Annotated in this window: 15 protein-coding genes and 5 pseudogenes; 12 read left to right on the top strand and 8 right to left on the bottom strand. The window is 68.6% G+C overall.

From position 1 onward, the window contains the following. The first annotated feature begins 226 nt into the window (after window positions 1-226). Entirely contained in the window at window positions 227-2,326 is a 2,100-nt protein-coding gene (locus ACWCQS_RS43130) for a trypsin-like serine peptidase (protein WP_451009584.1), read from the top strand. 34 nt (window positions 2,327-2,360) lie between these two features. Here the strand turns inward: ACWCQS_RS43130 and ACWCQS_RS43125 are convergent. The 3 genes and pseudogenes from ACWCQS_RS43125 to ACWCQS_RS43115 form a co-directional block, all read right to left on the bottom strand. Continuing rightward, window positions 2,361-2,846, bottom strand: a pseudogene (locus ACWCQS_RS43125) (transposase); the annotation flags it as partial. A gap of 93 nt (window positions 2,847-2,939) precedes the next feature. Further along, window positions 2,940-3,518 (bottom strand): annotated as a pseudogene (locus tag ACWCQS_RS43120) (metallophosphoesterase); the annotation flags it as partial. A 325-nt stretch (window positions 3,519-3,843) separates the two neighbouring features. Then, window positions 3,844-4,860, bottom strand: coding sequence for a LacI family DNA-binding transcriptional regulator (locus ACWCQS_RS43115; RefSeq protein ID WP_451009583.1), 1,017 nt, complete (start codon window positions 4,858-4,860; stop codon window positions 3,844-3,846). A gap of 197 nt (window positions 4,861-5,057) precedes the next feature. Here ACWCQS_RS43115 and ACWCQS_RS43110 point away from each other — a divergent pair, with 197 nt between their 5' ends. The 5 genes from ACWCQS_RS43110 to ACWCQS_RS43090 all read left to right on the top strand — a co-directional run bounded on the left by ACWCQS_RS43110 (window position 5,058) and on the right by ACWCQS_RS43090 (window position 12,277). Next, a complete protein-coding gene (locus ACWCQS_RS43110) occupies window positions 5,058-6,377 on the top strand; it encodes an ABC transporter substrate-binding protein (protein WP_451009582.1) in 1,320 nt (439 codons plus the stop codon). Between the two features lie 9 nt (window positions 6,378-6,386). Beyond that, window positions 6,387-7,319: a carbohydrate ABC transporter permease gene (locus ACWCQS_RS43105; protein WP_451009581.1), complete on the top strand. Its 933-nt coding sequence runs from the start codon at window positions 6,387-6,389 to the stop codon at window positions 7,317-7,319. Then, window positions 7,316-8,134 carry a carbohydrate ABC transporter permease gene (locus ACWCQS_RS43100; RefSeq protein ID WP_450986562.1) on the top strand — a complete coding sequence of 273 codons (819 nt, stop codon included), beginning with the start codon at window positions 7,316-7,318 and terminating at the stop codon, window positions 8,132-8,134. The genes ACWCQS_RS43105 and ACWCQS_RS43100 overlap by 4 nt, the downstream gene beginning before the upstream one ends. 8 nt (window positions 8,135-8,142) lie before the next feature. Then, on the top strand, window positions 8,143-10,503 hold the full coding sequence (locus ACWCQS_RS43095) for a beta-xylosidase/alpha-l-arabinosidase (RefSeq protein WP_451009580.1): 2,361 nt from the start codon (window positions 8,143-8,145) through the stop codon (window positions 10,501-10,503). Window positions 10,504-10,741: 238 nt separating this feature from the next. Further along, window positions 10,742-12,277, top strand: coding sequence for a glycoside hydrolase family 43 protein (locus tag ACWCQS_RS43090; RefSeq protein WP_451009579.1), 1,536 nt, complete (start codon window positions 10,742-10,744; stop codon window positions 12,275-12,277). A 200-nt stretch (window positions 12,278-12,477) separates the two neighbouring features. On the opposite strand, the gene ACWCQS_RS43085 is transcribed toward ACWCQS_RS43090, so the two are convergent. Then, window positions 12,478-15,828 carry a lectin gene (locus ACWCQS_RS43085; protein WP_451009597.1) on the bottom strand — a complete coding sequence of 1,117 codons (3,351 nt, stop codon included), beginning with the start codon at window positions 15,826-15,828 and terminating at the stop codon, window positions 12,478-12,480. Window positions 15,829-16,779: 951 nt separating this feature from the next. Further along, window positions 16,780-17,457 carry a hypothetical protein gene (locus ACWCQS_RS43080; RefSeq protein WP_451009578.1) on the bottom strand — a complete coding sequence of 226 codons (678 nt, stop codon included), beginning with the start codon at window positions 17,455-17,457 and terminating at the stop codon, window positions 16,780-16,782. A 1,219-nt stretch (window positions 17,458-18,676) separates the two neighbouring features. On the opposite strand from ACWCQS_RS43080, the gene ACWCQS_RS43075 reads away from it, so the two are divergent. Next, window positions 18,677-19,552 (top strand): YihY/virulence factor BrkB family protein, encoded by an 876-nt coding sequence (locus ACWCQS_RS43075; protein WP_451009577.1) that lies wholly within the window; start codon window positions 18,677-18,679, stop codon window positions 19,550-19,552. A gap of 166 nt (window positions 19,553-19,718) precedes the next feature. After that, window positions 19,719-20,174, top strand: a complete 456-nt coding sequence (locus ACWCQS_RS43070; RefSeq protein ID WP_451009576.1) for a hypothetical protein — start codon at window positions 19,719-19,721, stop codon at window positions 20,172-20,174. A gap of 376 nt (window positions 20,175-20,550) precedes the next feature. Here the strand turns inward: ACWCQS_RS43070 and ACWCQS_RS43065 are convergent, their stop codons facing one another. Continuing rightward, window positions 20,551-20,862 (bottom strand): hypothetical protein, encoded by a 312-nt coding sequence (locus ACWCQS_RS43065; RefSeq protein ID WP_451009575.1) that lies wholly within the window; start codon window positions 20,860-20,862, stop codon window positions 20,551-20,553. A gap of 424 nt (window positions 20,863-21,286) precedes the next feature. On the opposite strand from ACWCQS_RS43065, the gene ACWCQS_RS43060 reads away from it, so the two are divergent. After that, entirely contained in the window at window positions 21,287-21,445 is a 159-nt protein-coding gene (locus tag ACWCQS_RS43060) for a hypothetical protein (RefSeq protein WP_451009574.1), read from the top strand. A 273-nt stretch (window positions 21,446-21,718) separates the two neighbouring features. Here ACWCQS_RS43060 and ACWCQS_RS43055 read toward each other — a convergent pair whose 3' ends face one another. Further along, entirely contained in the window at window positions 21,719-21,994 is a 276-nt protein-coding gene (locus ACWCQS_RS43055; RefSeq protein ID WP_451009573.1) for a hypothetical protein, read from the bottom strand. A 442-nt stretch (window positions 21,995-22,436) separates the two neighbouring features. Between ACWCQS_RS43055 and ACWCQS_RS43050 the strand changes: the two genes are divergently transcribed. Further along, window positions 22,437-24,134, top strand: coding sequence for a purine-cytosine permease family protein (locus tag ACWCQS_RS43050; RefSeq protein WP_451009572.1), 1,698 nt, complete (start codon window positions 22,437-22,439; stop codon window positions 24,132-24,134). Window positions 24,135-24,205: 71 nt separating this feature from the next. Here ACWCQS_RS43050 and ACWCQS_RS43045 read toward each other — a convergent pair. Beyond that, window positions 24,206-24,442: pseudogene (locus tag ACWCQS_RS43045) on the bottom strand (Fe-Mn family superoxide dismutase); the annotation flags it as partial. A 3-nt stretch (window positions 24,443-24,445) separates the two neighbouring features. Here ACWCQS_RS43045 and ACWCQS_RS43040 point away from each other — a divergent pair. Next, a pseudogene (locus ACWCQS_RS43040) lies at window positions 24,446-24,589 on the top strand (HoxN/HupN/NixA family nickel/cobalt transporter); the annotation flags it as partial. A gap of 323 nt (window positions 24,590-24,912) precedes the next feature. After that, window positions 24,913-25,248, top strand: a pseudogene (locus ACWCQS_RS43035) (lactonase family protein); the annotation flags it as partial.

The raw sequence follows: 25,248 nt of genomic DNA, 5'->3' as shown, positions 1-25,248 counted from the left end.
CGCGCGCCGCCTGACCCCGATCCCGCTGTGCGTTCGGGAGCCGGCACCGGCCGCCGGTCCATCACTCAGGCGCATTCACCCTATGGTTCGATCACCGAACAACAGTGCCGTACTCTCTGCTAGTCCTATCGCCTGCGTGACGGAGAGTCACGCCAAGTGGGGGGAATTCAGCCCAAAAGTGAGTAGAACTGTCGGGCACCGCGCGAGTCGGCGCGGTGCCCTTCTCGTGGCCGCCGCCGGAGTGATCACCGCGCTGGCCGGAACTCTCTTCGTCTCGGTCGATACGGCAGGCGCCACGAACGCCCCTCCGGCGTACACGTCCGCGATACCGGACACCGCCCCGCGTCTCCCAGCCGCCGCGCCGCACTGGACAGCCTTTGCGGCCAAGCGGTTCTGGACCGCGCAGCGCATGGCAGAAGCAAAGCCGCTTCCGGACGCCAAACCGCGGACCGCGGGCAAGGCCGCTTCCCCCACGCTCCAGGGGCTCGTCAAGCCGTCGGTGACCGGTGGCGTGAACGCCCAGGACCTGCGCGAGGTCCCGATGGACGCCACGGCGACCGACACCGCCGGCCCGACGGACACCCCCACCGACACCTCGACCCCGGATCCCTCCGCCACGGCTACGGACACCCCGACCGCCGGGCCGACGGATATCTCGTCCGCCTCCCCGAGCACCTCCCCCAGCGCGTCGGGCCCGGCGACCCCCACCGCCTCGCCCAGCTCGTCCCCCACGAGCACGGGCGGGACAGGTCCCGTCAGCTCCTACTTCGGCGGGCTGCCGATGGTCGGCCGGATGTACATGCAGACCAGCAGCGGCTCCTACTTCTGCACCGCGAGCGTCATCAACAGCCCGCACCACAACATCGTGCTCACCGCCGGGCACTGCATGGACGGGCGGGCAGGCGGCGGCTCGCTCGCGTTCGTCCCCCAGTGGACCGCGGCCAGTCCCGAGCCATATGGCATCTTCCCCGTCGCCACCGATTCCGAAGGCCGCAGCCGGGTCTGGGTCGATCCCCGTTACTACGACCGAGGACACGTTCAGGGTGCCCCGTGGGACGTGGCGTTCGCCCAGGTCGGTGCGCGCAGCGACGGCAAGCAGGTGCAGGACGTGGTGGGCGGCAACAACCTGGCCACCGGCCGCGGCTACGCCTTCCCCCGCATTCGGCTGGTCGGCTACCCTGGCACCGCCACGCAGCCTTTGACCTGCGACAACAACACCACGCAGTACAGTCCGACCGACGGCACCCCCGGCTCGTACCTCCGGATCGCCTGCAACGGCTACGCATCCGGCACCAGCGGTAGCCCGTTCCTGGAGAACTTCGACCCGACCACCGGCACCGGCGACGTGGTCGGCAGCATCGGCGGCTGGGACACCGGCGGACCGACCGACGACATCTCCTACAGCTCTCCCTACGGCTCCGACATCCAGAACCTGTACAAGGCGGCGGTCGACGGCACCACCCCCGCACGTCCCAACGTGCTTCCCGGCGCCTCCACACTCACCCATGCCACCCTCGTCACCTCCGGCTCCTTCACGTCCTCGCCCTCGCCCGACCCGGACAAGAGCGACCTGATCGTGCGCTGGTCGGACGGCGAGCTGACGCTGTACCGAGGCGGTGGCAACGGACGGTTCGACAAGGAAATACGGCTCGCCGCGGCCAACACCACCTGGACGAAGGCCGTCTCCGTCACGGCCGGCGACTTCACCGGCGCCAACACCTACGACCTGCTGGTGCGCTGGAGCGACGGCAGCCTCACCCTCTTCCCCGACGTCGATGCGCGCGGCCTGCACAGCCAGATCACACTCGTCAAGCCGGGCACCCTGTGGCAGCACGAGGTCGCCATGATCGCGGGCCACTACACCACCGACGACCACTGGGCCGACGACCTGATCGTGCGCTGGTCCGACGGCGAAACCACTCTCTACAAGAACATCAACTCCACCGGCCTCCACAGCGAGGTCCGGCTCAACTCTCCCAACTCCACCTGGACGCACGCTACATCCCTCACGTCAGCCGACCTGGCCGGAACCAACGAGTCAGACCTCGTGGTCCGCTGGTCCGACGGTGAACTGACCCTCTACCCGGACATCAACCAGTACGGCTTCCACGGAGAGGTCCGACTGCGGGCCCCGAGCACGCTGTGGACCCACGCCACGCTCACCACAGCGGGCAACTTCACCAGCACCGACAACCGGACCAACGACTACCTCGTGCGCTGGTCCGACGGCCAACTGTCCATGTACCAGGACAGCGGCAACAGCCTCGGCACGGAAGCCGTACTCGCGACCGCGTCCGGCTCGTCGCTGCCTTACCACAGGCGCTGACCACGAAGTCCTCTGGACCCCGGCCCAGAGGACAAGGCAGCACCTTCAAAAAGTCGCCGGCGAGTTCGGCGACCCAGGCGCCGTCGCGAATGTCGCCGTCGGGTTCTACTGCCGGTGTTCAGGCTGAGGTCGGGACCTTCAGGACGGCCTGGTGGATGGCGTCGGTGATGGTCATGCCGACCGAGTACGACAGCCACCTTCCGCGCTGGGCGAGCCAGGCGACGAACTCGTGGGCGCCGCCGCCGGAGTCGGTACGGATCAGCGTCTGCCGGCCGCGCCGCAACCGCTTGGGCAGCTGGGCCAGGGCCAGCTTGGTGGCCTCGATGTGATCGGCGGCGGTGTTGGAGCCCGCGTTGCCGGGCCGCAGCAGGCCCACGACCGGCTCGCCGGACCCGCCGCGGCCGTGGTCGACGAACCCCATCAGCGGGTGGTGGCCGAATGTCTTCTTCCAGGTCGCGGCGGCGTCTTGCTTCTCGGAGTGGGTCAGGACGAGGACGCCGTCGATGTCCACTGCAGCCTCGGCGGGATCTCCCGCCGCCAGGTGTTGAAGTTGCGGCCGCCGCTGGGAGGATGATCGAGGAAGTCCTGGTCACGTTCGTGTCCTGCACGCTCTTGAGCTGACCGTCTCGCAGACCCCCGCCGACCAGCGGGCGCGATCGAGCGGGCGGTAGTGGGTGTCAGTGATGAGGACGACGCGTATGCCGTCCAATCCGGCACCCAGCCGGGGGAGTTGCACGTCGAGTCGGCGCACGCGTGGCACGCGGCGGGCCTCGGCGTACCCCCAGGCGAGCAGTACGGCGGTTATGCCGAGGACGGCGCACGTGACGATTCGGGCGCGGTCCTGGCTCTCGCCGACGCCGGCCACGGTCAGGGCTAGCCGCAACAGGACGCCGAGCAGAACGGACCAGGTGAACAGGGTCCAGCTGGTGCCCAGCAGGGTGTCGCCGATGATCGCCGCCCGGTCCTGCCGGCGCCGGCCGTGGCCGCGCACCATCGCGAGCGGCATACACATGAGGCCGAGGGCGAACAGGGTGCTGCCGGCCAGCGTGACGGGTAGCGGCCAGTGCTGGCCGCTGTGGAGGAGCACCCAGCCGGGCACGGCCCACAGCAGGACGGGGGCGATCAGGGGGATGTAGCGCATCAGGCGGTGCAGTCGGCTCTGCCGCGGCGCTCGACCTTCACCGTCGTCGGGTCAGATCTTGCTGGTGGCGGTCACGCTTCCCCTCCCTGACCAGGCTGCCGTCCCGCGCACTGTGTCCGGTCACCCTCGGGCCGATCGGACCGGCGTTCATGGACTGGCCCCTTGGGGCGAAGGGTTCTCCGCGGGATGGCAGGGCTGCGCCGCCGACACCGCTCTTGGCATGAGCCCGATCAGGCCGCTACTGCCCCGGCTTGGTACTGCCGGGCTTCGATGGCTACGGCCGCCAAGTGCGGAAGGACCAGGAATGGCCTCTGGGCTCGCGGTCGCCACCGGAGCGACGCGTCGTGTGCTTTCGAAATTTCGAAGGTGCCGGCGCTCAGTGGTGGTAGGCGGCCGGTGGCCGGGCTGTGCTGCTGCGCTCGACCAGGCTGGTGGCCAGGTCCACACGCAGCGCAGACGGTGGGTTGCCACGGGCGAGGTCGATCACCATGCGCGCGGCGACCTCGGCCATCTCGGTCAGCGGTTGGCGGACGGTGGTCAGGGGTGGGCCGACCCAGCGGGCGATGGGCAGGTCATCGAAGCCGACGACGCTGAGATCCTCCGGGATGCGCAGGCCCAACTCCCGCGCGGCCTCGTAGAGGCCGAGCGCCTGCAGGTCGTTGCCGGTGAAGATCGCCGTGGGCCGGTCCTTGAGGCGCAGCAGCTCCAGGCCCACCCGGTAGCCGGTTTCGTGGTGGAAGTCGCCCTCGCGGATCAGTGCGGGATCGAAGGCGACGCCGGTGGTCTCCAGCGCGGCCCGATAGCCGTCGATCCGGGCGCGGCTGCACATCATCCGCCGTGGTCCGGCGACCATGCCGATGCGCCGGTGGCCCAGGTCGAGCAGGTGGCGGGTGGCGGCGAGGCCGCCGTTCCAGTTGGTCGTCCCGACCGCCGGCATGTCCTGACCGGAGTCCCCTGCCGGGTCCATCACCACGAACGGGATGTCGCGACTGGTCAGTTGCGCTTGCTGAGCCTTGTCGAGCCCGGACAGCACCAGGACCACGCCCGTGGGGCGGCGGGCGAGCACCCCGTCCATCCAGGACTGCCCAAGGCTGAGCTGGCCCGAGGAGTCTGACAGGACGACGCTCATTCCCTCCTCGCTGACGACGTTCTCGACGCCGCGGATGACCTCCATCGCCCAGGCGCTCTCCATCTCGTGGAACACCAGCTCCAGCAATGGACTGGACTGGGCGCTGCTGCGTCGCCGCTGGTAGCCGTACTGATGCAGCAGCTCCTCCACCCGCTCCCGGGTGGCGGAGGCGACGTCCGCGCGGCCGTTGAGGACTTTCGAAACAGTCGGAGTGGACACCCCCGCCTCGCGCGCGATTTCGGCGAGTGTCGCCGCTCTGGCCACGATCCCTCCTGTGCTGCCCCGGGTGTGCGAAGTACGAAGTCCTGGCGACTGTACGCGACGGATGCTAGCTGGTCAGGGCCTCGCCGGTACCTCCGTACCGAGATGGGCCTGCCAAATCCTTGACGGCGGTCGATGTGACGCCTAGGTTTCCCGCATCATTCGGAACTCCCTTCGAAACTATCGATGGACGGCAAGCCATGGGTTCTCTTCGCGTGACCGCTCACAACGGTGCAACCCGGAACAGATTCGCCGCAGTAGCGGCAGCGACCGCGCTGGTGCTCGGTCTGACCGCCGGGTGCGGGTCCAGCGGCGGCTCCAACTCCGCGACGATCCACGTCCTCGTCTACGGGGACGCCGCGAACAAGGTCGAGAAGCAGATCGTCGACACGTTCAACAAGACCTCGAAGGTCAAGGCGGTGCTGGACACCATCCCGGGCGCCGACTACCAGCAGAAGCTCAACACGATCATCAACACCCCGCAGGCCCCGGACATCTTCTTCAACTGGGGCGGCGGCAGCATCGCGCCCTTCGCCAAGAAGAACCTCCTGCTCCCCCTGGACGACATGATCGCCAAGGACCCGGGACTCAAGGCCAACTTCCTCCCCTCGGTATTCAACACCGCGGTGGTCGACGGCAAGTCCTACGGTGTCCCGATGCGCGGCACGCAGCCCGTGCTGCTCTTCAACAACAAGAAGGTCCTGGCGAGCGCCGGCCTGAGCGTCCCGCGGACCTGGGACGACCTGATCAACGCCGTCAAGGTGCTCAAGGCCAAGGGCCTGACCCCGATTGCGCTCGGCGGCGGCGACCAGTGGCCCACCCTCATGTGGTTCGAGTACGTCTTCGACCGGGTCGCCGGACCGGGCCTGTTCCAGAAGGCGCTCGCAGGTGACAAGAGCGCGTGGGCGGGCCCGGACAGCCAGAAGGCTCTGGGCATGCTGAAGCAGCTGGTCGACGCCGGCGCATTCGGCAGCAACTTCGACTCGGTGAAGTTCACCGACGGCGGCTCCCCGGCGCTGCTGGCCAAGGGCAAGGCCGCCTTCGAGCTGATGGGCTCCTGGGAGTACTCCACCCAGCAGTCGAACAATCCCGACTTCGCCAAGAACGACCTCGGCTACAGCGCCTTCCCGACCGTCAGCGGCGGCAAGGGCGACCCGAACGACGTCGTCGGCAACACCAACAACTTCTACTCCGTCCTGAAGAAGACCCGGCACCCCGACGCCGTGGCGGCCTTCCTCAAGCTCATGTACTCCGACGAGTTCGTGAAGGCCCAGCTCGGCATCGGCAACCTGCCGACCACCACCAACACCGCCAAGTTCCTGTCCACCTCGGCCAGCCCTGACTACTCGCAGTTCCAGTTCAACCTGGTCAAGGCCGCCCCGTCGTTCCAGCTGTCCTGGGACCAGGCCTACCCGCCGGCGGCGGCCACGCCGCTCCACACGGCCATTCAGAAGTTCTTCGACGGCAAGACCGACGCCAACGGCTTCATCCAGGCGATGCAGTCGCTGTCCAACTCCTGAGTAGGACCAATGAGCTCACTTTCTCTCGCAGCCGTGTCCGGCCGCCGCCTCAAGGCGCGCCAGGCCGGCGTCGGGGTGACCCGCCCGGGCTTCGCCTGGGCGGTACCGGCGACCGTCTTCTTCCTGCTGTTCGCGATCCTCCCGCTGGTGCTGGTCGCGGTGCTGTCCTTCACCAGCTGGGACGGCATCACCTCGCCACACTTCAACGGTCTGGCGAACTGGACCAAGCTGATCCACGACCCGGTGATGACCCAGAGTATCTGGCTCACCGTCGTGCTCACCGTGCTCGGGGTCGTGACACAGACGCCCATCAGCATCCTGCTGGGCGTCTGGGCGGCCGGACCCCAGCGCAACCGGGCCGTGCTGTCCGCGATCTTCTTCCTCCCCCTGCTGCTCTCGGCGACCGCGGTCTCGGTGCTGTGGCGCGCCCTGCTCGACCCCAACTTCGGCATCCCGGGCCAGCTTCCCTGGCTGTTCGGCAACGGCAACCTGCTCGGCAGCCAGTCCGGTTCGATCGCGGTGCTGACCTTCGTCGGAATGTGGCAGTTCACCCCCCTGCACGCGCTGCTCTACCAGGGCGGCGCCCGCGCGGTTCCGCAGGTGCTCTACCAGGCCGCGGCGATCGACGGGGCCGGCACCGTGCGGCAGTTCTTCCACATCACCCTGCCGCAACTGCGCAACACCATGATCACCTCGGTGATCCTCATGGTCGTCGGCGGGCTCACCACCTTCGACACGGTGCTGATCCTCACCCAGGGCGGCCCCGGCACCGACACCACGGTCAGCGCCTACTACATGTACGAGCAGGGCTTCAAGGAGTTCGACTTCGGCGCCGGCTCGGCCATCGCGCTGGTCCTGGTCGTGGTCGCCACCCTCATCTCCCTGGCCGTGGTCCGGCTCTCCGGCTACGACAAGATGCGCAGTACAGCGGAGGGGATCTGATGCGGCGCCCCAACTACCTTGCCGGGCTCGGCTCCCTGATATGGCTCGCTCTGGTCGGCCTGCCGCTCTACGTGCTGCTGATGGCGACCCTGCGCACCACCTCCAACTACTCCACCCAGGGCCCGCTGAGCTTTCCGTCGCAGTTGACCCTGAGCAACTACTTCAACGCGTTCTCCAACGGCTTCGGCCAGGACTTCCTCAACACCTTGATCGTCACCGTCAGCGTCGTCGGCATCGTGCTGGTGGTGGTGCCGCCGCTCGCCTACGCCATCGTGCGCGCCCAGGGCCGGACCATCACCGTCGTGTTCCGGGTCTTCCTGCTGGGACTCGCGGTCCCCGCGCAGGCGGTGATCGTGCCCATGTTCTACGTGATCAGCCAGGCCGGGTTCTACGACCACCTGATCGGCGTCATCCTGCCCACCGCCGCGTTCTCGCTGCCGGTGTGCACCCTGGTGTTGACCGGGGCGATGCGCGACATCACCCCCGACCTGTACGAAGCCATGGCGATGGACGGAGCTTCCCCGCGGCGGGTCTTCCGGCAACTGGTCCTGCCACTGTCGAAAGGCGGGCTCTCCTCCATCGTCGTCTTCTCGGCCCTGCAGGCCTGGAACGGCTTCCTCTTCCCGCTGATCCTGACCCAGTCGGACTCGACCAAGGTGATCACCCTCGGTCTGTACAACTTCCAGACCGAACACGGCGTCGACGTCCCCGGACTGCTCAGCGCCGTGGTGCTGTCCATGCTCCCCATCTTCATCGTCTACCTGTTCGCCCGCCGCGCCCTGGTCCAGGGGCTCATGGGGGTCGGAGGAAAGTGACCGGCGACATGAACCCCACCGTCGAGTTCGCCACCCCTGTGTGGCGGGACGTCTCGCTCGACCCCGCCATCAGGGCCAACGCCCTGATCGCGGCGATGACCCTGCGGGAGAAGACCGCACAGCTGGTCGGCGTCTGGGTGGGCGCCTCCGACGAGGGCGGCGAGGTCGCCCCGCATCAGCACGAGATGGAGGAGCCGCCGGACCTGGACGAGCTGCTGCCGTACGGTCTGGGCCAGCTGACCCGGCCCTTCGGTACCGTTCCCGTGGACGCCGCCGTCGGTGCGCTCTCGCTCGCCCGCTCCCAGCAACGCATCGTCGCCGCCAACCGCTTCGGCATACCCGCGATCGCCCACGAGGAGTGCCTGGCCGGGTTCGCGGCCTGGGGGGCGACCGCCTACCCGGTCCCGCTGTCCTGGGGAGCGACCTTCAACCCCGAGCTGGTGCGGACCATGGCCACCGCCATCGGGACCGACATGCGCGCCGTCGGCGTCCACCAAGGCCTCGCCCCTGTGCTCGACGTGGTGCGCGACGCCCGCTGGGGCCGCGTAGAGGAGACCATCGGCGAGGACCCGTACCTGGTCGGCACCATCGCCACCGCCTACGTGCAGGGCCTGGAGTCCGCCGGGATCGTCGCCACGCTCAAGCACTTCGCCGGCTACTCCGCCTCGCGGGCCGGCCGCAATCTCGCGCCGGTCACCATGGGTGTCCGCGAGCGTGCCGACGTCATCCTTCCCCCGTTCGAGATGGCGCTGCGCGAGGGCCGACCACGCTCGGTCATGCACGCCTACACCGACACCGACGGCATCCCCTCGGCCGCCGACCAGGAACTGCTCACCGGTCTGCTCCGGGACACCTGGGGCTTCGACGGGACGGTGGTGGCGGACTACTTCGGCATCTCCTTCCTCAAGCTCCTGCACGGCGTCGCCGGAAGCTGGGACGAGGCGGCCGGGCTCGCCCTCGCCAGCGGCGTCGACGTCGAACTGCCGACCGTCAAGACATTCGGACAGCCGTTGCTCGACGCGGTCGAGGCCGGCACCGTCCCTGAGGAACTGATCGATCGCGCCCTGCGCCGGGTCCTCATCCAGAAGGCACAGCTCGGCCTGCTCGACCCTGACTGGAACCCGCTTCCGCAGGCGCTCTCCGGAGCGGATCCGACCGTTCCCGAGGCGCTGCGCGGCAGCGTCGACCTCGACCCCCCGGCCAACCAGCGGCTGGCGCGCGAGTTGGCGGAGCAGGCCGTCGTGCTGCTGCGCAACGACGGCACGCTGCCGCTCGGCCGCCCCCGCCGGATCGCGCTGATCGGCCCCAACGCCGACACCCCGACAGCCGTGCTGGGCTGCTACTCCTTCCCCGTGCACGTCGGCTCGCAACACCCCGAGGTCCCGACCGGCATCGCACTGCCCACGCTGCGCGAGACCTTGGCGGCCGAGTTCCCCGACGCCGAGATCCTCTCCGCACCCGGTGCGACAGTCGACGGCGACAGCACGGCCGGCTTCGCCGAGGCGGTCGCGGCGGCCCGCATCGCCGACGTCGTGGTGCTCGCCCTCGGGGACCGCGCCGGCCTGTTCGGCCGCGGCACCAGCGGCGAGGGATGTGACGTAGAGTCACTGCAACTGCCTGGCGTGCAGGAGCAGTTGCTCGACGCCTTGCTGGATGCCGGCACACCTGTGGTGCTCGTCATGCTGGCGGGCCGCCCGTACACACTGGGGCGCGCCGAGACGGAGGCGGCGGCGATCGTGCAGTCCTTCTTTCCTGGGGAGGCGGGCACCGAGGCGATCGCCGGCGTACTCAGCGGGCGGGTGAACCCCTCCGGACGGTTGCCTGTGAGTGTGCCGCGGCACAAGGGTGTCCAGCCCTCCACCTACCTGGCCGCCCGGCTGGCCCAGGACAGCGACGTGTCCAGCACCAGTACCAGCGCCGCCTACGGGTTCGGCCACGGGCTCGGCTACACGGAATTCGAGTGGTCCGCGCTCGACGTCAGCGTCGCGGAGACCGGCACCGACGGCAGCTTCCGGATCGCCTTCGAGGTCCGCAACACCGGCGAACGCTCCGGCTGCGAGGTGGTGCAGTTCTACCTGCACGACCCGGTGGCCTCCGTGGTCCAGCCGGTGCAGCGCCTCGTCGGCTACCGGCGCCTCCCGCTCAAAGCCGGGGAAGTCTGCCGGGTCCTCCTGGAACTGCCCGCGGACCTGGCCTCCTTCACCGGCCGCGGAGGCCGTCGCATCGTCGAACCCGGCGAGCTGGAGCTGCGGATCTCCGCCAGCAGCACCGACCACCGCATCACGGTCCCGCTGCACCTGACCGGCCCGGTCCGGGAGGTCGACCACACCCGCATGCTGCACCCCGTGGTCACCGTCGAGTGCCGCTGACGCAACGAGAGGGGGGATGTGCTGGAGAACCTGCTCGCGGCGTCCGCCGAGTACGCCCACCTCCAGATGGACACGCGCGGGCAGGGCTCGGGCTGGAGGGGTCCACTCCCTCCAGCCGCAGCGCGGTGATCAGCTTGCCGAACTGACGCGGGATCAACCCGCTGAACCTGCGACCAGCAGTTACGGCACCTCTTGGACTCGCGCCACGGCGCCGGGCGGCCCGAAAGGAACACATTCTGTGCGTACGTACGACAACCCTGTGATCAGCGGATTCCACCCCGATCCGAGCGTGTGCCGGGTCGGTGACGACTACTACCTGGTGTGCTCCAGCTTCGAATACTTCCCCGGGCTGCCGCTCTTCCACAGCAAGGACCTCGTGCACTGGGAGCACATCGGCAACGTGCTCGACCGGCCCGAGCAACTGCCGCTGCCTCTCCCCGGTGCCAAGGCGTCCGGCGGCCTCTACGCCCCCACGATCCGCCACCACGACGGCCTTTACTGGGTCATCAGCACCAATATCGACGGCGGCGGCAACTTCGTCGTCTCGGCCGAGCGGCCCGAGGGGCCGTGGAGCGACCCGGTGTGGATCGACCTGACCGGGATCGACCCCGATCTGGCCTGGGAGGAGGACGGCACCTGCTGGTGCGCCTTCTCCGGGCCCGAAGGCGGCATCAACATGGCCAGGATCGACGCGGTCAAGGGGGAGGTGCTGGAGGGACCCTTTGCCACGTGGTCGGGCAGCGGCCTCAAGTACCCCGAGGCGCCGCACCTCTACCGCATCGGCGACTGGTGGTACCTGCTGATCGCGGAAGGCGGCACCGAACGCGGCCACAGCGTGTCCATCGCCCGCGGCCGCTCGCCGCGCGGCCCCTGGGAAAGCGCACCCGCCAACCCCCTGCTGTCCCACAGCGGTACCGGCCGCTCCATCCAGAACACCGGCCACGCCGACCTGGTGGAGGCCACCGACGGCAGTTGGTGGATGGTGCTGCTCGGCGTCCGGCCCCGCGGCTTCACGCCCGACGTGCACGTGCTCGGCCGCGAGACGTTCCTGACCCCCGTGGAGTGGGACGAGGACGGCTGGCCCGTCGTCGCGCCCGTTCCCGAGAGTCACGCGGCCCCGGGCGGTGTCTGGCACCCCGTTCCGCCCCTGCCCGCCCGCGACGACTTCGACGAGTCCGCTCTCGCGCCGCACTGGGTCTCGCCATTCACCCGCCCAGAGGGCTCCTGGTCGCTCACCGAGCGCCCTGGCTGGCTGGTCCTCAGAGCCACCGGCGCCACCCTCGACCGCCCCGGGTACACCTTCGTCGGCCGCCGCCAGCAACACCACGACTGCCGCGTCACCACTGCGATCGACCCGGGTACCGGACGCGGCGGCCTCAGCGTGCGCCTGGACGAAGCCCACCACTACGAACTGGAGGTCGGGAACGGAGAGGCCGGCGTCGTCGCCCGGATCGGTCCGTTGCGCCAGACCGTGGCCAGCCGACCGGTCCCGTCCGGGCCGCTGACCCTCACCGTCGCGATCCGCACGTCCGACCTTGTGCCCGCGTCGCCCGAACTCACCGATGGCGGGACCACCGGCCCTGACACCGTCGCCTTCTGGCTCGGCGATCCCGACGCCCCGGGCGCCCAGCCACTCGTCGAACTGGACGGGCGCTACCTGTCCACCGAGGTCGCCTGCGGCTTCACCGGCCGCGTTATCGGCATGTACGCCACCGAGGGCGCGGTCGCCTTCGACTGGTTCGAGTACACCCCGGCCTCGGCGCCCTCCGCTTGACGCTCGGCCTTCGGCCGCGTGCGGCACCTGCGTCCGTGCGGGCGTCGCACGCGGCATGCCGCAAGACCGCCCGTCAAGGGGAGTGGCCGACGTGCTCCGCCCGAGGAGTTCGAGGCTTCCCGCCGCGCTTCACGCTCGCGGGGCCGGTTCCCGGGCTCACGCCCGGGAACCGGCCCGTCGTCGTCAGCGACTGCCGTGCCTCACTGGCCGAAGCCGTAGGCGAACAGGTGATCGGTGCCGGTCGAGCCCGTGACGGGCAGGGTGATGGATGCCACCTGTTTGGACGCGTCGAGTGGCACCTTCGTGGCGAAGACGTAGGTCTTCACGTTGTCCCGGCCCCCGCTCCCGGTGTTGCGGTAGGCCGTCGTCACGGCCGTCGTGTCACCCGCGAGCGGTTTGCTCGACCCGCCGTTGAGCGTCCAGTCCGAGAAGCCGACCGTCGCCTGGGAGGTGGTCCCGTCGGTGTAGGTGACGGTCACCGTGCCGGAGACCCCGCTGCCGTCGGTCGGCGCGTTGGTCGCCGTGCCCAGCAGCCCCAGCGACGCACCCGACGTACCAGCCGGCATGTGGACGGTCTGGCCGGCCATCTCCAGGTTGTCCAGCTGACCGGACGTCACCGTCGGCCAGATGTAGGAGATGCCGTCGACGGTGACGGTGGAGCCACTCGTGACGCCCGCCGCCGAGAGCGCGTTCTGCGAGAACGCCCAGCCGCCGTCGTCGAAGCCGCCGGAGAATTTCGTGCCGTCGGGGTAGATGCCTTCGTTGGTGTCGTACGGCCACAGCGCGCCGGCCTTGGCGACGGCCACGCGGAGGGTTGCCCCGCTCAGTGCCGTACCGGTGCTGTGGTCGGTCAGTGCGAAGGTGACCGGGAACGTGCCCTCGTTCGCGCCCGCCGTCACGTGAACCTTCGCCTCGGCGCTGCCCGAGGCGGGCACCTGCAACGAGCCCGATGCCGTGGCCAGCGTGACGCCGGAGGGCGCCGTCGCCTTCCAGTCGACCGTGACGGCCTTGCTGCCGAGGTTGGTCAGGTCGAGTGTCCCGTCACCGGACGTGCCCGGCTGGAGCACCAGGCCGTCGCTGGAGGGACCGGTCGCCGCCAGCACTCGGCCGCCGCCCGTGGTGTCCGACGGCGGCACCGCCGACGGGTCGGACGCCCAGGAGGTGTTGGGCTGGGTGCCGAGCGTGAAGTCGATCGTGCCCGCGCCCTGGAGCTGCTGGTACGTCAACCAGGAGGTCTTCCACTCCTTGCCCTGGACACCGAGTGACTGCACGTACGGCGCGTCGGGTGCCGCCTGCGGCGCGTTGATCTGCACCGTCTTGCCGCTTGCGAAGGTCACCTTGGCCACCGGGAACGCCGGGCTGCCGAGTGCCAAGGTGTCCGTACCCGGCGTCTCCGGGTACATGCCGAGCTCGGACCAGACGTACCAGGAGCTCATCGCGCCGAGGTCGTCGTTGCCGAACGAACCCACCGGAGCGTTGAAGTACAGGTCCTGCTGGGCCGCGCGGACGGCCGCCTGGGTCTTCCACGGCTGGCCCGTGTAGTCGTACTCCCAGGGGATCTCCACGCTGGGCTCGTTGCTGAGGTTGGCGTTGGTGTCGCCGGGGTTCGTGATGTTGTCGAGCAGGCTGTCCAGGAAGGACGAGTACGCCTTGTCACCGCCGCGCGCCTGGATGAGCTGCTGCAGGTTGAACGGGACCATCGGCGTGTACTGGGCCGACGTGCCCTCCACGAAGCCGTTGGAGGTGCCGGGGGTGAAACCGCCCGCGAAATGGCCGTCCTTGTTCTTGCCCTGCATGTAGCCGGTCTGCGGGTTGAAGACGTTCATCCAGTCCTGGGCACGGGTGGCGAACTTCGTGTAGACGGCCATCTCGCCCAGCGACTTCGCGAAGGCGGCGACGGCGTAGTCGGCGGAGTCGTACTCCAACTGCGTGGAGACCGGGCCGTAGAAATTGCAGCAGCCGTAGTCGTTCTCGTCCAGCGGGAGGTAGCCCTTCGCGTCCCGCACCGACTCGCCCGGGCGGTCGTTGTTCGGGACGGTGGCCTCGTGCTGCAGGGCGGCGAGCGCCTTGCCCGTGTCGAAGCCCGTCGCGCCGAAGGCGTACGCGTCGGCGATGATGCCGGCAGCCGGGTCACCGACCATCACGTAGCTCTCCCCGTTGTTCGAGGCCCACTTGGGCAGCAGGCCCGTCTGGTCGTAGCCGTTGAGCATCGAGGTGACGACGTCGCCGGCGACCTTGGGCTCGACCATCGCCATCAGCTGGGTCTGGGAGCGGTAGGTGTCCCAGCCCGAGTAGTTGGCATACTGCGCCTGCTGCCCCCGGGTCAGCTTGTGGACCTGGTCGTCCATGCCCATGTACTGGCCGTTGTCGTCCGAGAAGACGTTCGGGTGCAGCAGCGCGTGGTAGAGCGCCGTGTAGAACTGCACTTGTTGATCCGAGGACCCGCCGCCGACCTGGATCTTGTTCAGCACCGCGTTCCAGGCGTCGTGGTTCGCCTGCTCGACGGCGTCGAAGTTCCAATTCCTGATCTCGGTGGTGACGTTGTCCGCCGCACCTGCGTCATTCGTGTACGAAATGCCGACCTTCGCGCTCACCGTCGGGTTCGAGGAGGTGTCGAAGGTCAGGTACATGCCGTTCGCACCCGTCGTGGGGGGCTCGACGGCCTTGCCCGTGGCGGACGCCTGGGGTGCAGCACCGGCGCTCGGTGCCGGGGACGGCGTGCTGGAGGAGGTGCTGCCGCTCCCGTGCACGGTCGGGGACGGCGCCGCCGGAACGGTGAAGTGCTTCTCCTTGAGCGCTTTCGACGGGTGCGCCTGCAGGGTCTGCTGGGACCTGCCCGCCTTCAGCGACGTCGCGCCGGGGTTGATGGCGTTGCCGACCCAGGTGCCGCTCGCGGTGAACGGCTGGTCGAACTTGATGTCGAAGTGCAGGGTGTACCTGTTGCTCGCGCCGCAGAAGTGACCACTGTCGATCGCGCCGCTGATCTCCTTCTTGTTCACCACCTGGACGCGGGTCCCGTCCACCTGCGTGGCGCCTCCGCTGAGCTTGAACAGCAGGTTCGCCTGCCGGCCCGTGGGGAAGGTGAAGGTACCCAGCCCCGCGCGGGTGGTGTCGGTCAGCTGGGTCTTGACTCCGTTCGCATCGGTCACCTTGTAGGCCCCGACGCCCGCTTGCTCGTCGTCGTGGCTGAAGCCGACAGACGCGTTGCTCAGGTCGCCCGACAGGGTGCCCGTCACTGGCAGGATGGGCAGGTCGCCCGCCACGCCACAGCCGGGTCCCGAGAGGTGGGTGAGGCTGAAGCCGGAGATCTTGTTGTCGTTGTACTCGTAGCCCCCGCCCGCAGGGCGGTCGGGCGTCGTGTCGGGACCCCACTGCACCATGCCGGCGGGCATGTCCGGGCCGGGGAAGGTATCCACCGCACCGGAGGTGCCGATGAGGGGGTTGACGAGGGACGCGGGGTCCTTCACGAAGGCCGTCGTCGCGGCGCTCGCGGCATAGGCGCCCCCGATCGCCGGGAGCGGGAGTACGGCAATGCCCAGGACGGACACCACGGCCAAGCGTTGACGGAATCTCTTTCGGTCACGTGGCGCAACTGAACGTCGGGGTCGGACCATTGGTTGCCTCCGCAGCGGTTCGCGCTTCGCACATGAGGTGCTGACGTGCCGAACAAGGGGCATGCCAGCGAGAGGCAACGGTGCCGGTCCCTCCGACGGTCTGACAACGTTGCCATGCACGGTTGTTGAGTGAAACGCTTGTGCTTGCTGCATGTCAACGAGGCCAACAGGACTTTCTGAGCGCGAAGTTCACAGCCGGGCGCTGTCGGCGTCACGATCCCCGGGCCCACGGGTGCCGGGATCCCTGACGGACCCGGCGGTAGCCCCAACTGGCCTTCACGCGCAGGCGCCTGAGGCCGAGGACGCAGACCCACCCTCACCGGACCCGCCAGGAGCAGGGCTGAAACCGCGATGGAGGTGCGGACCTCAGCAAAGGCTCCTTGCACTCCGCCGTCGCGAGCGTGCACCACCCAAGACGCGTGCGAGGGCTCGTTTCTCCCGTCGCGACGGGGCGTCATCCACGACGCGGCCCGCCACGCCCGTCCCGACGCACGCGCGCCCCCCGGCGTTCGCTCCTTCGCAAAAGCGTCGGGCCGAGGCACCACTGTGGGTGCCGATAAAACATCCGGCCGGGTCAAGCGACACGTCGGTACTCATGAAGGGTTGCGCTGAGTCGGTCTCGTCGGCGCACCTCCAGGTACCCGATCTGTGCCGGCACGCTGATCGGTTTGGGTAGCGGTCGCAGCGGTGCGGCTTGATTCATGGCGCGCTGCGGCCGATGCCAGTTGTGGAAGGTCTCGAACTCGCGGAGCACATATAGGAGGAGGCTCTGGTCCCGGATCAAGGTGCGGTCCAGGAGGGTGTGTGGCAGGAACTGACGCGCGGGGCACGCCTGTGGCCGAACCGCCCGGACTTCCTGCCCACCTGGAAGAAGGACGAGGATGCCGCTTAGACCGCCGCGCTCTCCGGATCGTCCGGCGCCAAGCTGCGAAGCCTGCGCCTGATCACCAGGATGATCAGTGCGGTCGCTGTGATGCCTGCCAGAGCGGCAGCGGCGAGGGTGAGGGGTGTCAGTGGCCTTTGTGCGTGCTCACCGCATACCGGAACATCGTGTGCAGGTGTCCTGTAGGGCCACTGGGGTGTCCAACCGATCGTTTCGCCCGGATGGGCAGGATTGGCGACCAAGTACCAGCCGTAACGAGGGACCCGAGAGGTGTCGAAGACGTCGTCGGCGTTGACCCAGCACAGCACGGGGATCCCGGCTGCAGGGTTGAACGCGGTGGACGGTTGCGGTTTCAGCGCCCGCCAGCAGGGCTTGTTCCGGAGAATCGCGTACTCGGCCACGTTCTTGTTGGCCCGGATCTGCTGCGGCTGGGTCGTGCCGGGTCCGGGCCAGTCCGTCGTCAGGCACTGCTCGGGGTCGACGTACTTGCCGGCGCCGGACGTGTCGGGCTGTTGCTGGGGGAAGAAGTATGGAACGAGTGCGATCACCGCGGCGATGATCGTGACAAGTGCCGGCACAAGCACGGGGGGATCTCGGTACCACGGGCGAGAAGGTGTGCCGTCTGCCGTCCCATTGCGTACTCGTGTCGCGCCGCCGGCCGGTAACCGATCGTCGTCACTCATGGCACAAGGCTATGACCCTTCGACTTGCGGAGCCAGGGCACCTTCGGGGGCGGCGTAAGAGCAGGCCGGCTCGGCGGATGCCCCGCCGTCGACACCGAGGAGATCATCCGCGCCGCCCGGGACCTGCTACCACATCGGAGGCGGCACAGCGCCTGTGTCGGCACGCGCTGTAGCAGTGCTGCCAGAAAGGCCCGGTCGCTCGCTCTCGTTGCTCGGTCAAGGTGCCTTCCACAACCGTGATCTGACGGCGTAGAAGGCCCCGCTGAGCCGTCCGCGTTCGTGTGCGAAGCCCAGTACGGCGATTGCGAGCATGCCGAGTACCAGAAAATGAACGACACGGTCGAGCGCGATCAGCCGCAGCACGTAACGGTCACGCAGAGGCCTGCCACGCAGCGGAATCTCCGCCTCGGCGCGCCCTGGTGGAAACCCCGGTCCGGGTGATCTGTCGGCCGTACCGGCAGCCAGGCATCACAGCGCAGACACCGGTGCCAGCGAAGTCCGTCCCCGAGGTCCTTGACCAGGACTCCGTCCTCGGGACGCACTTGGGCCGCGTTTGTGCCCTCCAGGCAGTGGCCGCGCCGCGCGCACCCAAGAATCTCGTACCAGAACAACTGGTGTCGCTTGGAGCCGATGCCCGGGGCCGGATCCATACCGATGTCTTCGGTCATGGTCGTATCGTCTTGCCGTCAGGGGCGTCTGCGTAGCACCCGTGGCCGTGACTCACCCTGCTCTTTTGTCGGCAGGAGGGCCAACCGCTCGGCCCCGAGTGGGCGCGGCATATCACTCCATGCGGGGCGGGTGAACGGGCAGCGCGCGCGTCAATCACGGATCTGGAGGGACGGGCCCACGAGTATGTCGGACAAGGTCGCCAAGGCGAGCGACAAGATCAAGGGCAAGACGAAAGAGAGGGTCGGAAGGCAGTCGGCGACGAGCGTCTTGATGCGGAGGACGGGCCTCACCAGATCGGAGGGGGCGTCACACCGACCGGAGAAGGGGCCAAGGACGCCGTCCGGGACATCCTCGACGAGGATCGAGTCCCCCGAGCGGCATCCGGACGAAGGCAGGCGGCGGGCAGCCGGACATCCGGCCTCCGCTCTGCTGACGCCGGCCAACAACGCACCGCATCCGGTGGTGGATGCCGGGATGCGACGAGAGGGGCGGTCGGGGTCGGCCGCTAGTGGAGGGGGCGTGGACAGTGGGTAGCAAGAGCATCCGCGCCATGCGCGAGACCGGTGGCCGGATCGGCCGGTGGTGGGCTGCGCTGCGCCGGACACCCGTGGCGATCTGGAACGACGACGTAACGGACTGGGCCGCCGCTTTGACCTACTACGCGGTCCTGGCCCTGTTCCCCGTGCTGCTGGTGCTTCTCTCGGTGCTGGGGCTCACCATGCCCACGGCGAAACCGGAAGTGATCGATCGGCTCACCCGCCTGGCGCCTGCCGCATCCCGCGACTTGCTACGCAGTGCCCTGGAGCAGATGGCCGGCCAGTCCTCGGCAGCCTGGCTGCTGGTCTTCTTCGGCGCGGTCGGGGCCCTGTGGTCGGGCTCCAGCTATCTGAGTGTCTTTCGCCGGGCTCTGCACGCCATGTACCACGTCAGCTCGCACCGGCCAGTGTGGCGGACAGCCCCACGCATCATCGGCACGGCCATCGTGCTGATCGTCCTTCTCCTGACCACGACGCTCGCTCTGCTGCTGAGCAGCAGCCTGGTACGACGCCTGGGCCGAGCGCTGGAGATGGGCAGCCTTCCCAGAGCTGCATGGGACACCTTGCGCTGGCCCGTTCTGGCACTGGTGGCCATCGCCCTGGTCCTGGTGCTCTATCGTTCCGGTCCCGCGCCGTCGCGACCGCTGCGAAAGATGGCGCCGGGTGGGGGGCTGGCGATCGTGCTCCTGCTGTCGACCTCCCTCGGTTTCACCGTCTATGCCTCCCATGTGAGCACCTACCACCGCCTGTACGGCTCCTTGGCCGGGGTCGTGGTCTTCCTCATCTGGCTGTGGCTGTCCAACCTGGCACTCCTGGCAGGTGCCCAGTTCAACGTCGAGCTCGCGCGGCAGGCTGCCAGCACTCATGCGCGCGGACATCGACAACCCTGATGGCCGGTGCCGACCGGCGTGAGGCGCGCGTGAGGCTGGTGCGGGGCGAGCAAGAGCGGAGTCGGTGTGGCGGGGCCCAATCGGCCCTACTGGCCGATGTCTTCACAAGACGGCACTGGGACGGCAGGGCACCGGTCCGGGATCGCTGCGGCTGGCCGCGCGCACCGTGAGCCTGGCCGACCAGCTCGGTGTGCCTGCGCTGCCGACCAACACGGTCCGCCACGCCGACCCCGCCCAGCACCGCCTGGCCGATGTCCTCGATGCGGCGCGGCTGCTGCGCCCGGTCGACCGCCGCTACCTGGACGGCGGCCACCGGTGGTTGAAGGACCCGGCCCCGATGACGGCGGCCGCCGAACGGATCGCCCAGGCTGTCGGCGACGACCGGTCGCGGGCCGCGCGCCTGCCGGCCGAGACCGAGGCGACCGGACAGTCCTGTGCCCTGACCCCGGTCGATCCGGGGATGGGCTGGCCGCACTTTTCCGTGCCGTCCGTCGCGGGCGCCGGTTCGGAGCCGGGCTCGGCGATGCGGACACCCGTCGGCGGTGACCGTCAGACCGCGGACAAGGGGTGCTTCCTCACGGTGGCCCCGGCCCGTGCGCAGATCCGTGCGCGGGCCGGATGACCGCCGACCCGGCCCTCAGGCCGGAGAATGCCGAGGACACCGTGTCCGCCGACCACATCCGACGCTGCCCGAGAGCTGCACTCCACCGCCGACCGGACGTCTGCCGACGACGTGGACCAGGCCCCGCAGGTCCCTTCCATGGGCCCCTCCATCGCCCCCTCCACGGCCGCTTCGCCCGCTGAAGCGGTTCGTGCAGGTCAGCTCCAGCGGTCCTGGGGCCGGCGCAAGCGCCGGGCCGCCGCCCACCTGGACGCCCAGCTCTAGGAGTCGGCGGACACGGCAGGACGTCCTGGACGTCGACCGGTTCGCGCTCTACGCGTGCCGACATCGCGGGACGGCTGACTCTCCCACGTCGCTGCCCCTCAGGGCCAAGCCGTCAGAAGACGTCGACGGTGGCCCTCCAGAGAACACCGAGGTGGGGGCAGACGTGTCCAGGAGCTGTGACTACGCAGTGGCTGGGCGCGATGATGGTGCTCCTTCCGAGCTCTTCGGCTCGGAAGGTGGCTCGAGCGTCGCCATTGGGAGCGGTGCCTCCTGAAACCCGTCGCAGTACATGGGTGGCGGAGGTCACGGGTACATCCCACACCCACTTCACCCCGTTACCTGAGGTGGCTTTCAGCTTGACCTCGACCTTTTCGCCCAGAGTGACGAAGACGGTCCTGCCGTTGTCGGCGTTGCTCAGCTTCACGACGCGTCGTGCTGCGGCGTGGGCGTGAGGAAGCGTTGCCGGAACGGTCAGAGCGCTAGCGGCAAGTGCCGTGGCGGCGAGAACAGTCCTGCCAAACATCGTGGTCCTCCTGGAAGGCCTGGCGTACGCACCCAGTCAATAGGCACCACCACAGCCAAGGTCCAGCAACGCGGCGCCGTTCACCCGAATGAAGACCGCACCGTCCTGCAACGGGGGACCCCGCACCAGCAGAACCGAAATTTCAGCAGGCCGGGGCCAATCCGGGGGTGCCCCGACCAACGGCGCCACCCGGGCCGCGCCTGGCTGCGGACCCGTCACGAGTTGTGCACCGGCACCATGGATCTGACCACCGACGCCTACGAATACGGCGACTGACCGACCGCGAGCCCGCCCACGGCCGCCGCCGATACCTGGTGATCTTTTGATGGGGCTTACCTGGCGTAATCGCCGAGGTCAGACCCGTGGCCTGAAGTACGTGGCCGACGGCCGCCTCGAGCGGTCGGTCAGCCTCCAGGGCTTCTACCGGCTGACCTCCGAATCGGCCGACGCGTTGGCGGAGTTCGTCGGCGACACCGCCCCTTGATCCCGACGAACGAGTGGGCCACCGGATCGCACCCGCCACGTCCCGCGTGAGCACCGACCCGTGTTTCGTCACCTGGCACGCCACAATTTGCCGGTCTCCTGCGAGGATGGCAGTGCTGCTGTGGTGAAAGCTCGCATGTCCGATTCCCTTCGTGACGTGAAGAGACCTTTCGCGCGGCGAGAGATCAGGCGAAACCAGCCGCCCATCGGCGCGTCGGCCCGGACCAACCACTCACCGGCCTCGTCGCCAGCGTGAGCACCCACCACGAGCCTCTCAGCAGCGCCAGGCCGAGGCCACCGACAGGTTGCACCGGGTCTGGAGGTCGCGCTGGTTGGCCTTCACGAAGCCGCGGGCAGCTGGCCGGACTTGGTCGTCCGCGCGGTTGGCGTTGTGCAGGGCCGCTGTCTTGCAGCAGACCTGGAACCAGGAGCCGGGCATCTTCAGGCTGCCGAGCACGTCCATCAGCAGTTGGGCGTCCAGCACGTAGCCGCTGCACTCCGCGCTCGCGGCGAACTCACCGCCCTTGATCTTCTCCACGCCCAGGATCAAGCAGAGCAATCCTCCTCGGCACAGCGACGACCAGGTCGTACGCGCACCACCCCACGCATGCGCGGCGACACCCCGAGACCCGGCGGGCGCCAGCCGGCGCGAGGACTCACCAGGTCGTCAAGCAGCGGAATACCGTCCACGCACTGGACGGCTTGCGCACCCCATCACCAGGCGGCGTGCAATTCCCATCGGAATCCGTCACAGCCAATCCCTCCGGGAACTCGTGATACCAGAAAGGCCAGTCCAGGGGTCCTCAAGGCACACATTTCGATGAACCTTGAATTCTCTCCAGTCATTTATCTATGCGCGTCACCAAAAGGCTCACTAGAGAGCCTTCATTTAAAGGATGCGAAACGCCCGGGAAACAGTGCGGCGTGACACTTCCGTGGAACTCCCCCGGGCCATCCGGGCGGTGACCCTGCATGCGGAAGAGGGAAGAGTCGTGACGGAGACCGTCGACAGAGAGGCGCCGGCAACATCAGCCGGACGGACCTATAACGACTGGGCGAAGAACGACACGCTGGAGGACTACTCGCTGCGCTACGCGCCGAAGTCCTTCCGCCGCTGGACCCCTTACGTGGTGGCCACCACCGCGCTGGGCGGCATCGCCTACCTGGCCGACTTCGCCATCGGCGGCTCGATCGCCATCTCCAACGGCTTCTCCAGCGCCATGGTGGCGATCCTGACCGCGGCCGTGGTCATCTTCCTGACCGGCATACCGATCTCGTACTACTCGGCCAAGTACTCCATCGACATGGACCTGTTGACCCGGGGCGCGGGCTTCGGCTACCTCGGCTCGACGCTCACCTCGGTCATCTACGCCAGCTTCACCTTCATCTTCTTCGCCCTCGAAGGCTCCATCATGGCTCAGGCCCTGGACCTGGGCCTGCACATCCCGCTCACCGTCGGGTACCTGATCTGCTCCCTCATTATCCTGCCGCTGGTTATCTACGGCATGACCGCGCTGTCGAAGATGCAGGTGTGGACGCAGCCGGTCTGGCTGGTGCTGATGGTCGCACCGTTCGTGTCCATCGCGATCCAGGACCCGGGCACGTTCTCGAAGTTCACCCACTTCGCCGGCAACTCACCGACCGGCTCCACCATCAGCATGCTCGGCGTCGGCGCGGGCGCCGGTGTGGCGCTGTCGCTGATCGCGCAGATCGGTGAGCAGGTCGACTACCTGCGGTTCATGCCGGACAAGACGCCGGACAACGGCAAGAAGTGGTGGGGTGCCGTGCTCTCCGCCGGCCCGGGCTGGGTGGTGCTCGGTGCGGCCAAGCAGATCGGCGGCGCCTTCCTTGCCTTCTACATCGCCGGCAGTGTGGGCCTGGCCAAGGCCAACGAGCCGATCCAGCAGTACATGTCCGGGTTCAAGACGTTCGCTGCTCCGGTTGCCCTGGGCCTGGCCACGTTCTTCGTGATCCTCTCCCAGATAAAGATCAACTCGACGAACGCGTACTCCGGTTCGCTCTCCTGGTCGAACTTCTTCTCCCGCCTCACCCACCGTCACCCCGGCCGGGTCGTCTACATCTTCCTCAACGTCGGCATCGCCCTGGCCCTGATGGAAGGCGGCGTCTTCGGCTTCCTCAACACGGTCCTCGGCTTCTACTCCAACGTGGCCATCGCCTGGATCGGCGCGGTCGTCGCCGACCTGGTCATCAACAAGCCGCTGAAGCTCAGCCCGTCGTACATCGAGTTCAAGCGCGCCCACCTGTACAACTTCAACCCGGTCGGCTTCGGCTCGATGCTGATCGCCTCGGCCGTCTCGATCGCCGCTTACTTCGAGGCGTTCGGCGACTACGGCAAGGCGTACTCGCCCTTCATCGCGCTGTTCCTGGCGATGGTGCTCTCGCCGCTGTTCGCGGTGCTGACCAAGGGCAAGTACTACATCGCCCGCGTCGACGACCTGGACGAGCCGCTGCTGGGCGCGGACGGCCTGGCCTCGGCCGCCGTCCTGACCTGCTCGGTGTGCGCGACCGAGTTCGAGCGGCCCGACATGGCGGGCTGCCCCTTCCATCAGGGCGCGATCTGCTCGCTCTGCTGCAGCCTGGAGAAGGGCTGCCACGACTCCTGCAAGAGCGGCAGCGGCCCCGCCGGTCCGGTCAGCCTTACCATGCCCACCGTACGGTCCACGGACTGACCACTGGCGGACACCCGCGTCCCCAGCGCCCCGGCCCGCGTCCCTCGACGCGGGCCGGGGCCTGTGTGTGATCAGGCTTCGACGGCTGCCGAGTAGCGAGCGGCAATGTCCTCCCAGTTGACCAGGTCCCACAGCTTGGTGACGTCGTCGGGGCGCACGTTCTTGTACTGCAGGTGGTAGGCGTGCTCCCAGGCGTCGAAGACCAGCAGCAGGGTGCTGCCGTGGCCGGCGTTGCCGTGGTGGTCGTAGACCTGCTCCGCGATCAGCCACCTGCCCAGCGGCTCCCAGGCGAGCACGCCCCAGCCGGAGCGAACTGGGTCAGCGGCCTCGACCTCAACATCATCGGCCACGTCATCGTCGGCCTCCTTTTCGCCACCTGGGCCATCGCCCTCGCCATGTGGAAGTTCGGCCGCATCGAGGAGAAGTGGAGTGCCGGACTGCGCCCGACCCAGCAGCAGGACGAGGAACAAAGCGAACAGCATCCGCACCCTGGGGCCCCGGCAGTCACGCCGGGGTCCCAGTCATTGAGTCAGCTCCCCGACTGCTGCTCAGCACGCAGACTTGACAGAGAACTGCACTTCCCTGTCAAGTCATGCGCGTCGCGCTTACGCATCATCGTGCGCCGGGAGCGCTCGCACCCCGAGCCCAGCTGTCCCTGTTGTGACGGCCATTTCGGTATGCCGAGGTGGCCTGTGCGTGTGAAGGCGGCGACGGAGCCGCGATGGGGCGGCGCTACGGCTGTCGTGCCAGGAGGTCTGCGGCCAGGTCGGCGACGGCGCCGCTGTTCCCGGACGGCGCCGACGCGGCCGTCTCCTTTTCGGTGCCGGTCGTCTCGCCCGACGGCCGCCACCTGTGGGCAGCGATGCGGGGCACCGACACCATCGCCGTCCTGGCCCTCGACGCGGCCGGGGAGCACGCGGAACCGGTCGCGTTGGTGCCGTGCGGCGGGCGATGGCCGCGCGATCTGGTTCTGCACCCCTCAGGTACGCGGCTGTACGCGGCCAACGAGCGCTCGGGCGACGTCACCTGGCTGGACGTGGACCTCGCGACCGGCGTCCCGCACCGCGCCGGTTCGCTGCCGGTACCGGCGGCATCCAGCGTCGTCTTCGCCTGA

The organism is Streptomyces sp. NPDC002076 (assembly GCF_053593835.1).
This window is presented reverse-complemented; position numbering and strand designations above follow the sequence as displayed.

What these genes read in the sequence shown, in the direction of transcription:
- ACWCQS_RS43080 (WP_451009578.1), bottom strand. Translation starts at nt 17,457, where the DNA reads ATGAGTGACGACGATCGGTTACCGGCCGGCGGCGCGACACGAGTACGC.
- ACWCQS_RS43095 (WP_451009580.1), top strand. Translation starts at nt 8,143, where the DNA reads ATGAACCCCACCGTCGAGTTCGCCACCCCTGTGTGGCGGGACGTCTCG.
- ACWCQS_RS43105 (WP_451009581.1), top strand. Translation starts at nt 6,387, where the DNA reads ATGAGCTCACTTTCTCTCGCAGCCGTGTCCGGCCGCCGCCTCAAGGCG.
- ACWCQS_RS43060 (WP_451009574.1), top strand. Translation starts at nt 21,287, where the DNA reads ATGGGGCTTACCTGGCGTAATCGCCGAGGTCAGACCCGTGGCCTGAAG.
- ACWCQS_RS43110 (WP_451009582.1), top strand. Translation starts at nt 5,058, where the DNA reads ATGGGTTCTCTTCGCGTGACCGCTCACAACGGTGCAACCCGGAACAGA.
- ACWCQS_RS43075 (WP_451009577.1), top strand. Translation starts at nt 18,677, where the DNA reads ATGCGCGAGACCGGTGGCCGGATCGGCCGGTGGTGGGCTGCGCTGCGC.